The sequence below is a fragment of the Xanthovirga aplysinae genome (genome assembly GCF_009711365.1).
Classification (GTDB): Bacteria; Bacteroidota; Bacteroidia; order Cytophagales; family Cyclobacteriaceae; genus Xanthovirga; species Xanthovirga aplysinae.
The window spans coordinates 1-14,384 of the sequence record NZ_SMMB01001266.1; the positions used below are offsets into that span (position 1 = coordinate 1).

Here is a 14,384-nt window from a genome sequence, read left to right on the forward strand (position 1 = left end):
AAAAAAAAAAAGCATTAGAAAACCTTAGATTTCTATAATAGTAATTACTCTCCCCTTAAAGCCCTAACAGGAGTATTCAGCACGGCCTTTTTTACTGAATAAAACAAAGTAATCAGAAAAAAGAAGCTGACAATCAGAACAGGAACGATAAAAAACCAAATTCCTATGGAAACATGGTAAGCATAGTGCTGTAACCACTCTCTACCTGTTAAATATCCGATGCTTAATCCTGCTATGATGGAAATGCCAATAAGCCAGACAAAACTTTTGGATAAGCCCATGATGTCAATAGTGCTTGCCCCCAACACTTTATGAATAGCTATTTCCTTTTCCCTTTCCTTAAAGGTGTAGTAGGTGATGATAAAGATCCCGAAAGAGCAGACGATTAAAGTAAGAAAACAAAACAGGTTAAGCCATTTCTGGAAGCGGGCTTCGTTTTCGTAGAGTTGTTTTAGATTATCAGTGAAAATTGAGTATACAAATTCGCTTTCGGGAAATACTTGCTTCCAGGATTGTTCAAGTTTAGTGATTGCCTCATTAAAGTTTCCGGAACTCAGCTTAACAGCTATCGTATGCTGCATATTATTCCTGTCCAGGTGAAACATAACCGGCTTAGTTTTAAACTTTAAACTTTCCTGATTAAAATCACCAATCACACCTACTACTCTTTTGTTCATCCTTTTGTGTTTGACAAACACCTCAGTGTCCAGGATATCTTCAGGTTCGCTGTACCCCATTTCCCTACATGCAGAATAGTTAACTATAATATCTTTTTCACTGCTTTCTTTGGTGAAAAAGTTACCTGCCAGAAGCTTCATATCGTAAAAATCGAAGTAATTATGCATTACCTCATTATGGGCAACCATTTGAAAATTATCCTTTCCTGTTTTATCATTGGAGACCCCGCCCCAAATGGCATAACTATTGGAACCAGGGGCATATACCGCTCTTGTGATATCTTCTACCTGGGGTATTTTTTTTGCCTCCGTATCAAAAGCCTGCATTTTTGAATTCATGCTTCTCATCCAATCTTTTAAATGGGGCTGCATCAAAAACAGGATTTTGTCAGTCTTGTAACCCAAGTCCTTTTGGTATATAAAGTTAATTTGCTGAAATACCACCAGGGTAAAAGATAAAAACAGGACACAAATGGTAAATTGAGCAATAATTGGTGCTGTCTTTTTAGTAATTTTCTTCGAAAGTACCTTTCCCCTTGATTTCATTGTATGCAAGGGCTCCGTTTTGGAAAAGATAAGGGCATAGATAAGGCTTATAACCAGGGATAAAATAAAAAAGCCTCCGGTGAAAATGGAATAAAGTAGAAATTGTTTACCTGTATCCACTTTAACAGGGAAATTGAAATATTCTGAAACTATATCAACTGTTATAAAATGAAGGTCAAAACCAAGAAAGAGGGCAATTGCCATTTGAATAAGGGCTTCCATAAAGAAGAGCTTCAAATTATCAGCAAATCCCGCTCCTAAAACTTTTCTAATTCCTACTTCTTTATTTCGGTCGAGAGTTTTTACTAGGGAAATATTTACGAAATTAAGCCAGGTGATAAAAAAGCATCCTGCCCCCAGCAGAATTACTAAGTTTACGATTTCATTATATCCTCCGTTAACTTCTCTAAGTTCTCCCTGAAAACTAGATTCCAAATGAATTTTTTCTATTGGACTTAAACTAATCTGTACATCAGCATTACTGTATTGGTTTTTCAGTTCTGCTTCCTGATTAATTTCATGGATCAGATTTTCAGGACCTTCATTGCCTTTAATGCGTAGGTATGTCCAATGGTTCATGGCCTTGTCAAAATCATAATATTTCTTAGGGACCTGAAAGAGGAGTTGATTGGAACAAATCCAGTCCATCTGAATATGAGAGTTTTCAGGAAAATCCTTACAGATACCCGTTATTTCATAAGTATCGGTGTAAAACTTTCCTTTGATGGTAACAGATTTTCCTAAGGGGTCCTCATTTTTAAAGTATTTTTTTGCCATTGACTCTGTAAGTACTACAGCTTTTGGCTTTTTTAAAACTGTTGCGGGATCTCCAGCCAGAAGGGGGAAGGAAAATATTTGAAAAAATGTGGAGTCCACTTCGTAAACTCGCGTTTCCCTGAACACAGCATCCCCATACACAATAGTACAATCATCCGGAAGAGGAGTGAGGGTAACATAGTTTTCAACAGATTTGAATTTGTTTTTGACCATATTGCCCAGAAAACCATGTGAAATGGCATAATCTGTAGAACCATTAGGGGTTTCCAAATGGGTATTTACCCGGTACAATTCTTCATAGTTCTCATGGAATTTGTCAAAACTTTTTTCAAAGGCCACATATTTGAACAAGTGCAAAACTGCCGCAATGACTAAAGCCAGAACACCAATGTTGGTGAAGGATAAAAACCTGTTCTTTAGTAAGTTTCTCCAGGCCAGGATAAAATAATTTTTGATCATTTGAATGGTCTTTTAGGCTTTCGTTTTGAGCCAAATTCTATTTTCTTTCCCCTATGGACTGGTTTACTTTGTTGCTGTATAACTAATCCATTCTTGCACCAAATACCAGATCAATCATTTTATAAAAATCCCCCTGGTTAAAGGAATACTCCTTTTCTGTATCTACACGATGAACCAGTACTAACTTTGAAGAAGGGTATACCCCCAGCATATGAATTCCTGTTCCCGTATGAAAAAAGGACCGGCTCTTTCTGTTTTCTGTCTTCATAAGCACATTCCAAAGCATGCCGTAGGCTATTCCATAATCGGGGTTAGTGACAGAATAAGGCGTAGTACTTCTTTCTATCCATGATTCCGGAATGATTTGTTTTCCGTTCCATTTTCCCTTGTTCAGGTATAACTGACCAAAGAGGGCCATATCCCTGGCAGAAAGCCGAAAGTGATAGGCAGGAAATTTCGATTTACTATTTTCATACTGATAGAAACCATCGGTGTCCGGAATGTTAAACTCCTCAGATTCCCCGTCAATTGAGGTATAAACTCCCTGAAAATCGTTCATGCCCAAGGGAACAGCAATTTCTTCATTAAATAGGGTATAAATACTTTTTCCGGTAGTTTGTTCAAGGATTGCTCCCAGTACGTTAAAGTCCCAGTTATTGTAATAATAATGTTCTCCCGGTTTATGTTCATCCCGTTCAGGTTTTCCGTAGAGCATTCCTTTGGAAACGGCGGCCGCATCGTGATACACCCCCGAACGTGACTTTAGTAAATCTGCGATCCGTGCATTTTTCTCATTTTCTGAAAGAGAAGGTTCAATATCATCAATGCTGAGCTCACGTAGGGTCATGGTGGTATCGATTACACCTTCGGCTACCTTAATTCCGAATAAGGCATTTAACATGGGTTTTCGAATGGAGTGAATGGTATGTTTCCTGTCGGTTTTTCCCCATTCATAAATCACCTTTCCATCCACCATTAAGAGCATTCCTGAGGAACCAGCCTTTTCAAGAAAGGCGGAAAGGGTGTCCAGCTTTTGAGGGGAGAACCCCTTAGTGTCAGCTGCTGCATATTTGAACTGGTGTTTTGGAGGTGTGCAGTTTACTAATGCAATCAGTAGGGAAAGGAGAGTGAGGATGCCAAAAGTGTTATATCTGTTTTTCATTTTTTATTTAGGTTACTAAGATAGCTATCCCAACGATTAGGGTATATGATTTATAAAAAGTAATTTCTAATTGCTTGAATCAGAGGTGAAATCCTGATTATTCTCTTTGTCTAATACTTTCACCGGAAACTGGTCTTTGTAAAGATTCTGCTCACCATTTTAAAAATTCATTTAAACTCTTTAATGTCAGAATTTGAACTATTTATAGTTTCAGGTTTCCAAAATTAGATTAAAGCTTAAACTCTTATTACTCATTTCTTAAGGTATCGATTACATTAATTTTTATTCCTTTAGTTACTCCATAACTTATAGTAAGTCCGGCCAGGGCAATGACAGTGAAAATGGTCAGAAACCAGGGAAGAAGACTGGTTTTGGCCTGGTAAGCAAATTCGTTTTGCAATCCTGAAGCAAAATAGACCGATACAGGTATTGAAATTATGATTGAAATAAGGATTACCTTACTAAAATCTTTTGAGACACTTAAAAATATATCTGTAAATCCTGCTCCTAAAACTCTTCTTATTCCAATTTCTTTGATTCTTTGTTTCACCGTAAACATTGATAATCCCAGTAAGCCTAAAATAGCCAAAAGAATGGCCAGGCCGGAGAAAAAGGTAAACAGCAACATCATCTGCTGATCCCCTTTATATTGATTATGAAGGAAATCATCCAGATAAATAAAATTAAATGGCTGGTCAGGGAGGTTAGCCTTCCAAACAGACTCAATTTGGGATAAATTATCCTCCTGAATCTTTATCAATAGTTTTTGCATATGTACATCACGGTAGATGATAACAGCGGGCTCTATTTTGTTGTGAAGGGATGTAAAATGAAAGTTCTTTACTACTCCTACGATTTGTCTTTCTTCTCCATAAAGGGTTACTTTTTTAGAAAGAGGATCTTTCCAGTTAAATTCCCTGACGAATTGTTCATTCACCAAAGCTGCATTTTTCAAATCCCTGGCATATGCTTCAGAAAAATTCCGGCCATTTATTATTTCTATATTCAGGAGGTCTGTAAAGTCTTCATCCCAGCTAAAAATATTAAGGATTTTTTCCGTTTTTCTTCCGGTATTGTCCGGTACTTCGGCAATATCTTTTCCATTCTCCACTCCGGGAACACTTCCATATCCCGCAAGGGATGCACTTTCAATAGAGGATTGATTCAGCAATTCTTCTTTTAGTCTTAGGATGTTTTGATTGTAAGATACATCTTCAGGCAAATCAACCATTATAACCCGCTCCTTGTTAAAGCCCATTTCTTTATTGTACAGATAGTCCATCTGATTTTTTAATATAAGTGCGCAAATGACCAGTACGATAGAAGCTGAGAATTGAAAGGTTAAAAGCAGCTTTTGCAACCAGATATTTGCAGGTACAGATGTTTTGTTTTTTAAAGCCTGAGCAGGCTCAAATCCGGACAAATAAACAACAGGATACAGACCGCTCAATACAGTTATGAAACAAAATATGCCAAAAACAGAAAGCAGGAACTGCCAATGCAGGAGATCCCATAAACCGGCGGATTCAAGGCTTGTTACTTGTTTGAAAAAAGGAAATAAATAAAGGATCAGGGCAACCGATGCGAATAGACAAATGAATGCCATGAAGGAAGATTCGGCTATTAACTGGCGAACGAGGTTTCCGGTATTTCCTCCCATGGTTTTCCGAAGCCCAATTTCTTTATTTCTCGTTAAAGATTGGGCCATCCCTAAGTTAATGTAATTTAAGGTGGAAATAAAAAGAATGAGACAGGCTACAAGGAAAAAAATGTAAAGATAGGATTTATTTCCCACCGACTTATCCATAGTAAGTCCGGAATCAAAATGGGCATCTTTTAGGGGCTGTAAATGAAAGGCTACTTTCATGTCAGATTGTTCAAAAACTTCAGTCAGATGATTTCGGGTAAAGGATTTTAGTTTTATAGATAACTCATCAGCCTTCGTCTGCTTTCCCAATAATACATAGGTGTAGTTTTCAAGGTCAAACCAATCCTGGGTGGAGAATGGGCCCAAAGCTTCTTTATTAGAAATTAAAGCATCTATAGCCAAATGCGAATTAGAAGGTAAATCCTTCATAACTCCGCTAACCTTGTAGTGTTCTCCGTTGATTTCCAGTTCTTTTCCAATGGACCCTTCTTCTCCAAAGTATTTTTGCGATAGGCTCTGGTTAATTACCAGTTGAAAAGGTTCTGACAATGCCTTTTCTGGGTTTCCTTCAATCAAAGGAAGGTCGAATATTTTGAAGGCATCCTGGTTGACGGCATAAACATTTTGTTCCCTGAAGACCTCTTTCCCCTTTTTAAAAGTTGTTTTTCCGGAGAAGTGAAAACTGACATAATTTTCCACCTCTCCAAAATCTTTCATCAGGGACGGACCAAGAGGTTTCCCTGTACTCGCATATTTGGTGGTGGAACCATTCATGGTTCCCTCTAATACTACCCGGTAAATTCTGTCAGAATTTCGGTGCCAGGAATCATACCCCCACTGATATTGTAAATATAAGAAAATGAAAAGGGTGCTGCTGATACCTAAAATTAAGCTAAAAGCACTGATCAGGGCATTGCCTTTATGGTAAAGGTGATGTCTGATAAAAAATTTCAGATAGCTTAAAAATAAAATCATCGATACTGTTTTTTGCTTTTACTAATTACTTTATGGTAATTTTCGGTAACTTATTATCGTCTCGGTTGGCTGCTGTGCTTTTTCGCGTCGGCTTTTGCTCGTTGGCAAAGCAAGGCAGCTAGCCATTTTTATTGTGCCTGGTTTTAATTAAAATATCCCAGTTTTTCTAAAAATAGATCGATTTCTTTATACGCTTTAGCCTGAATTTCCTTATCTGGATTTGGCCAACCGTTATCTGGTTGGCTTGACGGTGTAAATAAATGACTTACCCCTTCATAAATATGTAGGTATGATTCATTTCCATATTTGACCATGTTTTGATGGAATAGTTCAGATTCCCGAATTGGGGTAACCGTGTCGTCTTTACCAACCAAAATTATAGCCGGAGGCATATTTTCTTTAACATGTTCCGCAGGGGAGTAATTATAGGGCTTACCTTTATTTAGTAATAATTTTTTAAACCACCCACTATTTATAAGAGATAAAGCTGGAGAATACAATACTAAAGCGTTTGGTTTACTTGATATGTTCTTTTCAGGATCAAAGGATGGAAATACAGCTGCGCTGGCGGCAAGATGAGCTCCTGCAGACCATCCGTAAGCCACGATCCTATCAGGATCTATTTTTAATTTTTCCGAATTTTTTCTCATCCAAATAATTACTTTTCGTGCATCCTCCATTGCTTCAATTGGTGTTATCGATTCTTGATCAGATAATCTATATTGGGCAGCAACAGCAACCATTCCATTTTGAGCAAATTTTTTAGCCCGGGCAAATGCCCAGGAAGGTTCTCCCATATTCCAACCTCCTCCGTGAAAAATCACAATTGCAGGTCTGCTATCATTTGATTCTTTTTCATTCGGAAAAAATACATGGGCTTTAAGGCTATCTTTTTTGGTTCCATCAAAAACATATTCATAAGAAGAAATTTCCTCAGAATTTGACTGAGCTTTTAGTTCAATGAAGAAAAACAAAGCTGTTATAATTAGTAGCAATTTTCTAAATCTCATTTGTTTATTTAATTTGGGTTTTATTCATTAATCAGGTCCAATTAAAATGATCCATTAACAGTCTGTTTTGATTTTCAGGGAGATAACTGGTTGGGTAGATCCCTTTAAGAAATTCCCCTTCTTCCTTTATTCTCTATTAATTGCATTTAAAGGGTTTTCTTTTGAAACTGACCAGATTTTCCCACTTACCGTCATTAGAACTATAAAAAGTGTAATTAAGATAACAGATAACAAATTAATGGATTTAACTCCTACGCTATAAGCAAATGTTTGAGAAATATTCATTACCGTAAAATAAGTTAATAGCAGACTTACAGCAGTAGCAATAGCATACAGCTTCATATAATCTTTCAGAATAAATATAAAAATGTTTTTAGTACTTCCTCCCAACACTTTCCGTATGGCAATAGCCTTCTTTTGTTGGTTTAATGAAAATGAAATAAGACCGAATAAACCAATAATCACCAGTACTATGGAAATAACAGAAAACAAAACAAAGATTCTCATAACATTTTGCAAGGCCATCATATAACCTTCATCAAACCCAGTCTCTAAAAATTCAAATTCAATAGGTGTTTCCAAAAAGGATGCGTTAAAAAGCTCATTAAGTTTTTTTTGTGACTCAAATTTATTGACGGGGTTCACTTTTACACTTACCAAAGGATAATTATTCTCTTTATCTAATAATAGCATTATAGGGGGTATTTTCTGAAATAAGGAATACTGGTGAAAATTTTTTACAACACCTATAATTTTTAATCGCCCATTATCAAAGGTTTTGCCGATTGGATTTTCCCATCCCAGGGATAAAGCAGCAGCTTCATTTATAATGCAACTGTTTTGACCATCTGTCGAATATGCTTCTGAAAACCAACGTCCTTTTGCTAATGACATTTTGTAGGCGTCCAAAAAATTATGATCTACAGCATAAGTGGATAGTCTGATTTTGTCATAGGTTTCTGCTCCTTCTCGGGTCCATTTTTTTTGTTCTCCTGAATAAATAAAAGGAGCCCCTTCCGATTCGGAATAACTTAATACATTTGGATCTTGTTCTAAGGTGTTTTTTAAAACCTTTAGGCGCCCTTTAGCCTGATGATCAGGAGTGGGAACCCAGGCAAATAACAAGTTTTCCTTTTCAAACCCAATATCTTTTTGTCTTAGATAATTTATTTGATCCATTACAAAAAGGGAAAAAAACAGTAAGGGTATAGCTATCAAAAGTTGAAAAACAACTAAGGCTTTTCTTAAAAAATTACGACGTTTAATGGAGGAATGACCATGAAGAAAGGCGCTTAATTTTAAAGAAGAAAGGTAGTATACCGGATATAATCCCCCCAGAAAACCAAATAGAATTAAAACCATGACGAACTTTAACAGGAAAAACCAGCTCCCGTTAAATAGCAGAGACAAATCCCTGTCAACTACCCTATTAAAGATGGGGAGTGTGAAATAAACTAGTTCAGCTGTTACAATTACAATAGCCAATAGCATTAAAAATGATTCTATGATAAACTGAAACCTCAATTGAGGTTTTGAAACACCCAATACCTTTTTCATACCAATTTCCAACTCTCTGTTTAGCAATTGGGTGGTGGATAAATTGATATAATTTACAGCGGTGATAAAGGCCGTGAATAAGGCAACCCCAATAAAAAGATAAATAACAATGAAATCATTTCCCCGATTGTCAACGGCATTATTAATTACATGTAAAGTTTTCAAATAAATATCTTTAATAGGTCTTAAACTTAGTAATTCCTTACTTCCCTCTTCAAACGTTGTATGCTTGGCTAAGATATTTTTTATTTTTACGTCAACTTCATCAACCTTCGCTTTGTCATTTAGTAACACATAGGTACCGGTATAATTTTTGTCCCAACCTCTTTGGGGCTTTCTACCATAGAATCCTTCATAAGAATTATAAGAAATAATATACTTGAAGGTTAAATGAGAGTCTTTAGGATAATCAGCAAAAACTCCAGTGACGTTAAAATCATGTTTCTTGTCTAAACGGACTGTTTTTCCAACTGCATTACCAGTGGGGAAAAGTTTATCTGCCAAAGATTTGGAAAGTACAATGCTCATGGGTTGACTCAGGGCTGAATTATGATTTCCCTGTAAAAATTCAAAACTAAACATATGTAAGAAGGTACCATCCGCAAATAATCCGTTTTCTCTAGGGAATAGCTCATCTTTTATAGCTATATATTTAGATGTACTTATAACACTGGCAGCATCTGCAATTTCAGGAAATGAGGATTTTAATTCATCTGCCAGCTCGTAAGGGGTCGAATCAAAGATTTGACTTTCTGCTTTATCATTTACTGTCCTTTCTATTCTATAGAGTCTTTTATTATTTTTTTGAAAGCCATCATAATTATTTTCATAAGAGATATATAGGGTCATTAAAAATACAGCCGTTAAGCCAATAGAGGAACCAATAAGATTGATTAAAAAAGATTTCTTATCCTTTTTCAATTTTCTTATGGCTAGTAATAAATTAAGCTTTAACATAGTAAAATGTATTTGGATGAGGTAAATGGTCTTATCAAAACTTTTTAGCCCATATAACTGGTTCTATGTTTGAAGTTATATTTTAAAGCTATTTTTGAGTTCTTTGTAAACTATGGAAAATCAATTACCTGGCGAGCCCCTACATTTGATCTATTGAATTCCCGGTTCAGGCAATACAACCTCCCTGATTTTAAAGATTACTTTTTTCGGTATTTGAAAACAAACCTCTCATTCAATTTCCCTGAATTTTTCAGTAGCATAATAATAGTTCATTCGTACGGCTCTTCAAAATTCAACAAGTATGCCAAAGCTTAAAAATGTTGATTAAAAGTATTTTAGCCTGTGTTTTGATTTTAGTACTGTCAAAAAATTAGGCACTGAAGTGTAAAAATATTGGACAGTATTCATTGGTGCTGAAATCTTCCTTATCTTTGGAAAAAGGACCATTTATGAAAAAAGGGAATATACTGATTGTTGATGATAACAAAAGTGTGCTAAGTGCGCTGGAGCTCCTGCTTCAGTTTGAATTTGATGTGGTGAGGTGTATTTCCCATCCCAAGCAGATTGCTTCCGAACTCAGGTCATCCGAAATTGATGTTGTTTTACTGGATATGAATTTTTCGGCTGGTTTAAACAACGGGAATGAAGGACTTTTTTGGCTGAAGGAGATAAAAAAGTTATCTCCGGATACCGAGGTGGTCCTGATGACCGCATTTGCAGAAGTAGAACTGGCCGTAAATGCCCTTAAGTTGGGTGCAGCTGATTTTATTGTAAAACCATGGCAAAATGAAAAGCTCATTGCAACCCTTCAGACCGTTATTAAACTGAGGCATTCCAATCAGCAAATTGGAGAGTTAAAAAACAGGGAAAATGGCTTAAAACAGGAATTATACAACCCAAATGATTTTCTGGATACATTCTCTCCCGCTATGCAAAAGGTAATGCAAATGGTCAGCAAGGTGGCGGGAACAAATGCCAGTGTATTAATCACCGGAGAAAACGGTACGGGAAAGGAATTGATTGCAAGAGAAATTCACAGGCAATCTCAAAGAAATAAAAAAGGGCTACTGGTAACGGTAGATATGGGAGCCTTGTCGGAAAATCTGGTTGAAAGTGAATTGTTTGGTCATAAAAAAGGTGCTTTTACTGATGCCAAAGAAGACCGAATGGGGAAATTTCAGCTGGCAGATAAAGGAACTCTTTTTTTGGATGAAATTGGAAACCTGTCTCTGCAACACCAGGCTAAGCTTCTTGTGGCTTTAGAAAGCAGAAATATTGTTCCTCTGGGCTCAAATAAGAATATTAAGGTCGATATCAGGCTCATCAGTGCCACTAATAATGAAATTGAAAAAGAAGTGGAAAACGGCCAGTTTCGTGAAGACTTGCTGTATCGTCTTAATACCATACGGATTGAACTTCCTCCTTTGCGGGAGAGGGGGGAAGATATTGAATTGCTGGCGGGCTTTTTTGTGAAAAAATATCAGAAAAAGTATCAGAAAAAATCTTTGAGACTTAGTTCCGGTGCTATCCGCAAACTGATGCAGCATCACTGGCCAGGAAATGTCAGGGAGTTGAAGCATACCATAGAGAAGGCCGTTATTTTATCTGATCAGGAAGTGTTGAAAGCGGAAGATTTCATTTTTAAACCAATTGGAGGGAAGAAAGCACATCAGCGACAAGCTACTCTGGCTGATATGGAAAGGCAAATGATTGAGGAGGCAATGGATAAATACAACGGAAACCTGAGTTTGGTAGCTGAAAAACTGGGAATCAGCCGGCAAACCTTATACAATAAGATGAAACGTTATGCGATATAAAAATCCAAACTCAGGTTTGCTCATCCGCCTTGCGGTTTTTGCCTTATTGGTGGCTTCTTTTGCGCTGGCTGTTTATGAGCAATCGTGGTTCTATAGTATTCATGCTTTTGTTTTTATAGTGCTGTCTGTATGGAATTTTGTTCATTATATAAATGGGTTGAACAGGAAATTAAACTTTTTCTTTGAGGCCATTGCCAATGGGGAAAGTAGTATTCATTTTTCTGAAACAATCAAAAATAAACCCCTTCGGAACCTTCATAAGAATTTGAACCGGGTAAATAATATGATCTCAGAATTAAAGATAAGCAGGGCAAACCGGGAACAGCTTTTTATGGAATATATGAGGCAATCTGAAACCGGATTTATAGTAGTAGAAGAAAGCGGTAAAATTGATACCATTAATGCAAAGGCTTTAGAATTTCTGGATCTTAATCACCTTTCTCATATCCAGTCTCTTGCCCGGAAAAATAAACCTCTTTTTGAAACTATAAGTCAACTCAAAGCCGGGAAAAGTCAGGTTTTAAAGTGGCTGAAGAACCAGCAAATCCGACAGGTTTCCATTAAAAAAGTGGTGATTCATTTCGAAAGTAAAAAGTACGAGATCTGTTTCATATATGATATCCGTAAGGAATTGGAGGAGAATGAATTGGAAGCCTGGATGAAATTTATTCGTATTTCCACCCATGAAATCATGAATTCTATTGCCCCGATAACTTCCCTGAGTAACACCCTGAGCCGTTTTTTTGTGCAAAATGGTGAAAACAAATCGTTGAATGAGCTTAATCAGAAATCCATAGACGACACTGTAAAAGGATTATCGGTTATTGAAGACAGAAGTGAAGGGCTAATGCATTTTGTGGAAAATTACAGGAAGCTAAGCAAAATACCAGAACCTGTATTCAGAATGATAAATGTGGCTGACTGGCTTCATTCCATTGAATTGTTGTTTCTAAAGCAAATGAAGGAAGAAAATATTTCCTTTGATATTTTTTGCCAATATGAAAGGGCGGGATTTCCGGGTGACGAGAAATTATTAAGTCAGGTTTTGATCAACCTACTGAAAAACTCCATAGAGGCTTTAAAAGAAAGAAATAATAAAAAAATCAGTATTTATCTTTCAGAAGATCAGGTCGAAAGGGTTAAAATAGCCGTGAAAGATAATGGAAAGGGTTTTCAGCCAGATGAGCTTGAAAGTATTTTTATACCCTTTTTTACAACCAAACCTAATGGTTCCGGTATTGGGTTAAGTTTGTCCCGCCAAATAATGAGGCTGCACAAGGGCAGCCTGTTGGGACGTTCTATTCCAGGTGAAGAAACTACTTTTGAGTTAGTTTTTTGACCTTTAATAAGCCAGGATAGATGAAATACTAAATCTTTGTAATCATATTTGATTAGGTATTTAACAATTTCTTTTTATGCGGCCCTTTTTTTTATGTATGCTTAAATTATTTTTTTAACTAATAAAAATTTATTGGAGTAAACTGTCACAATAAGTTGTAATCATTGTCTTTTAAAGATAATGGATTTTTATTCTATCAAGATGAATCAACTGACGTCCATAAAGAAAAATATTTTGGAATGGGGCATTATTGATGATCCAAAATTGGGATCTGATCAAGGTGTAATTGTGAGGCCACTTGCAGCAGCTCGTTGTGATTGAGGTAAAATATTCCTTTTGCATGGTATCGCCCACACCTTTCATTTAGGTTTGGCCTTACATTTTGTTGACCCCATTACAAAAGGTTTTTTGGGAAAAAGTCATTTAAAGCGCCCATTGGCAAAGGAAAAGAATGTGGGGCTGAAATTATACGGTGTAGAAGTGAGGTGAATTATTTTAAAGTAGGTGATCTAGTGATTGTTCATAGGCCTTCCCCATTTTAATCTTAAATTATTTGTATCTCATAATTTTTTATTTCTGCTGGGTGCTTAGAATTCACTGTTTTTTAAAACGTATTTTCAACTAAAATTTTTATTTATGAATAAGTATTTAATATTACATGGATTGTTGATGATCCTTATTGGAAACTTGGGAGGAATTGGTTATTCAAAAGCTATAAGGAAAATAATAAAAAATGAAGGTTCCTGGAGGGTATTTCATACTGCAAGTTTCACAGGGGGAGTTTTATTAATAGCGTTTTCTTCCTTTTTTGATAAATTAACTTCATCATACTCCTATTCAACCCTTCTTCTTTGTGGTATTATTTTGTCAAATTATCTTTTTATAATAGGGATGTTTTTAGCTGCCATTTTTGGAAAAAGGGGGATTGATAAAAAAGATAAAGGAGTAATAAACATCCTTATTTATTGTATTTACTTTTTTGCCTCTCTTTTATCTTTTTCATATTTAGTTATCCTGATTTACCTGATGTTGGTACATGCCGCCACCTAGGGGCTGACAACATTTACTCAACTAAAGCCAACCGACGATACCTTGCTAAGAAACAAATATTTACCTGTTTCTCTAGAAAAGGTCCCAAAAAGGATGATCCTCAAGAAAAAAACTAAAAAGCTTACTACCAACTGCTTGTGCTACTGTAATGGAAGGATGGTGTGGAAATCACTCGCAACACTATGGTTTGAATAAAGTAAAAGCAAAGAATCCCAAAAATGAGATCTTGTGGATTTTCTTTGGCATAATGACTTCCAATGTGGTTAACCTTAGTAAAAGAAGAGCTCAAAAAGGATCACCAGAGCTTCGGTTAGTGGCCTAATGCAACCTATTATTAAAAGTACATGGGATCAGTTTGCCCATACCTGAAAATCCATAAAAATCATGGAAAACAAAAATTAAGAATTGTG

General features: G+C 36.2%; 8 protein-coding genes. 3 read left to right on the forward strand and 5 right to left on the reverse strand.

Going from position 1 to position 14,384, the window contains the following annotated elements; all coding sequences use genetic code 11:
- Positions 1–44 precede the first annotated feature (44 nt).
- The 5 genes from E1171_RS20120 to E1171_RS20140 form a co-directional block, all read right to left on the reverse strand.
- Complete coding sequence (locus E1171_RS20120) at positions 45–2,459, reverse strand: ABC transporter permease (RefSeq protein WP_155207862.1); 2,415 nt, start codon at positions 2,457–2,459, stop codon at positions 45–47.
- 82 nt (positions 2,460–2,541) lie between these two features.
- Positions 2,542–3,621 carry a serine hydrolase domain-containing protein gene (locus E1171_RS20125; protein WP_155207863.1) on the reverse strand — a complete coding sequence of 360 codons (1,080 nt, stop codon included), beginning with the start codon at positions 3,619–3,621 and terminating at the stop codon, positions 2,542–2,544.
- Positions 3,622–3,868: 247 nt separating this feature from the next.
- A complete protein-coding gene (locus E1171_RS20130) occupies positions 3,869–6,244 on the reverse strand; it encodes an ABC transporter permease (RefSeq protein WP_155207864.1) in 2,376 nt (791 codons plus the stop codon).
- 143 nt (positions 6,245–6,387) lie between these two features.
- Entirely contained in the window at positions 6,388–7,254 is an 867-nt protein-coding gene (locus E1171_RS20135; RefSeq protein ID WP_155207865.1) for an alpha/beta hydrolase, read from the reverse strand.
- A gap of 126 nt (positions 7,255–7,380) precedes the next feature.
- Positions 7,381–9,768, reverse strand: coding sequence for an ABC transporter permease (locus E1171_RS20140; protein WP_155207866.1), 2,388 nt, complete (start codon positions 9,766–9,768; stop codon positions 7,381–7,383).
- A 449-nt stretch (positions 9,769–10,217) separates the two neighbouring features.
- Here E1171_RS20140 and E1171_RS20145 point away from each other — a divergent pair, with 449 nt between their 5' ends.
- The 3 genes from E1171_RS20145 to E1171_RS20155 all read left to right on the forward strand — a co-directional run bounded on the left by E1171_RS20145 (position 10,218) and on the right by E1171_RS20155 (position 13,974).
- Complete coding sequence (locus E1171_RS20145) at positions 10,218–11,585, forward strand: sigma-54-dependent transcriptional regulator (protein ID WP_155207867.1); 1,368 nt, start codon at positions 10,218–10,220, stop codon at positions 11,583–11,585.
- The gene (locus tag E1171_RS20150) at positions 11,575–12,924 is read left to right on the forward strand and encodes a sensor histidine kinase (RefSeq protein ID WP_155207868.1); all 1,350 of its coding nucleotides are present in this window, start codon (positions 11,575–11,577) and stop codon (positions 12,922–12,924) included. The genes E1171_RS20145 and E1171_RS20150 overlap by 11 nt, the downstream gene beginning before the upstream one ends.
- Before the next feature lie 636 nt (positions 12,925–13,560).
- Positions 13,561–13,974: a styrene oxide isomerase gene (locus tag E1171_RS20155; RefSeq protein WP_155207869.1), complete on the forward strand. Its 414-nt coding sequence runs from the start codon at positions 13,561–13,563 to the stop codon at positions 13,972–13,974.
- Positions 13,975–14,384: the final 410 nt, after the last annotated feature.

Excerpts from the sequence above, each read along its gene's own strand:
- E1171_RS20120 (WP_155207862.1), bottom strand. The coding sequence starts at position 2,459 with ATGATCAAAAATTATTTTATCCTGGCCTGGAGAAACTTACTAAAGAAC.
- E1171_RS20130 (WP_155207864.1), bottom strand. The coding sequence starts at position 6,244 with ATGATTTTATTTTTAAGCTATCTGAAATTTTTTATCAGACATCACCTT.
- E1171_RS20155 (WP_155207869.1), top strand. The coding sequence starts at position 13,561 with ATGAATAAGTATTTAATATTACATGGATTGTTGATGATCCTTATTGGA.
- E1171_RS20135 (WP_155207865.1), bottom strand. The coding sequence starts at position 7,254 with ATGAGATTTAGAAAATTGCTACTAATTATAACAGCTTTGTTTTTCTTC.
- E1171_RS20140 (WP_155207866.1), bottom strand. The coding sequence starts at position 9,768 with ATGTTAAAGCTTAATTTATTACTAGCCATAAGAAAATTGAAAAAGGAT.
- E1171_RS20125 (WP_155207863.1), bottom strand. The coding sequence starts at position 3,621 with ATGAAAAACAGATATAACACTTTTGGCATCCTCACTCTCCTTTCCCTA.
- E1171_RS20150 (WP_155207868.1), top strand. The coding sequence starts at position 11,575 with ATGCGATATAAAAATCCAAACTCAGGTTTGCTCATCCGCCTTGCGGTT.
- E1171_RS20145 (WP_155207867.1), top strand. The coding sequence starts at position 10,218 with ATGAAAAAAGGGAATATACTGATTGTTGATGATAACAAAAGTGTGCTA.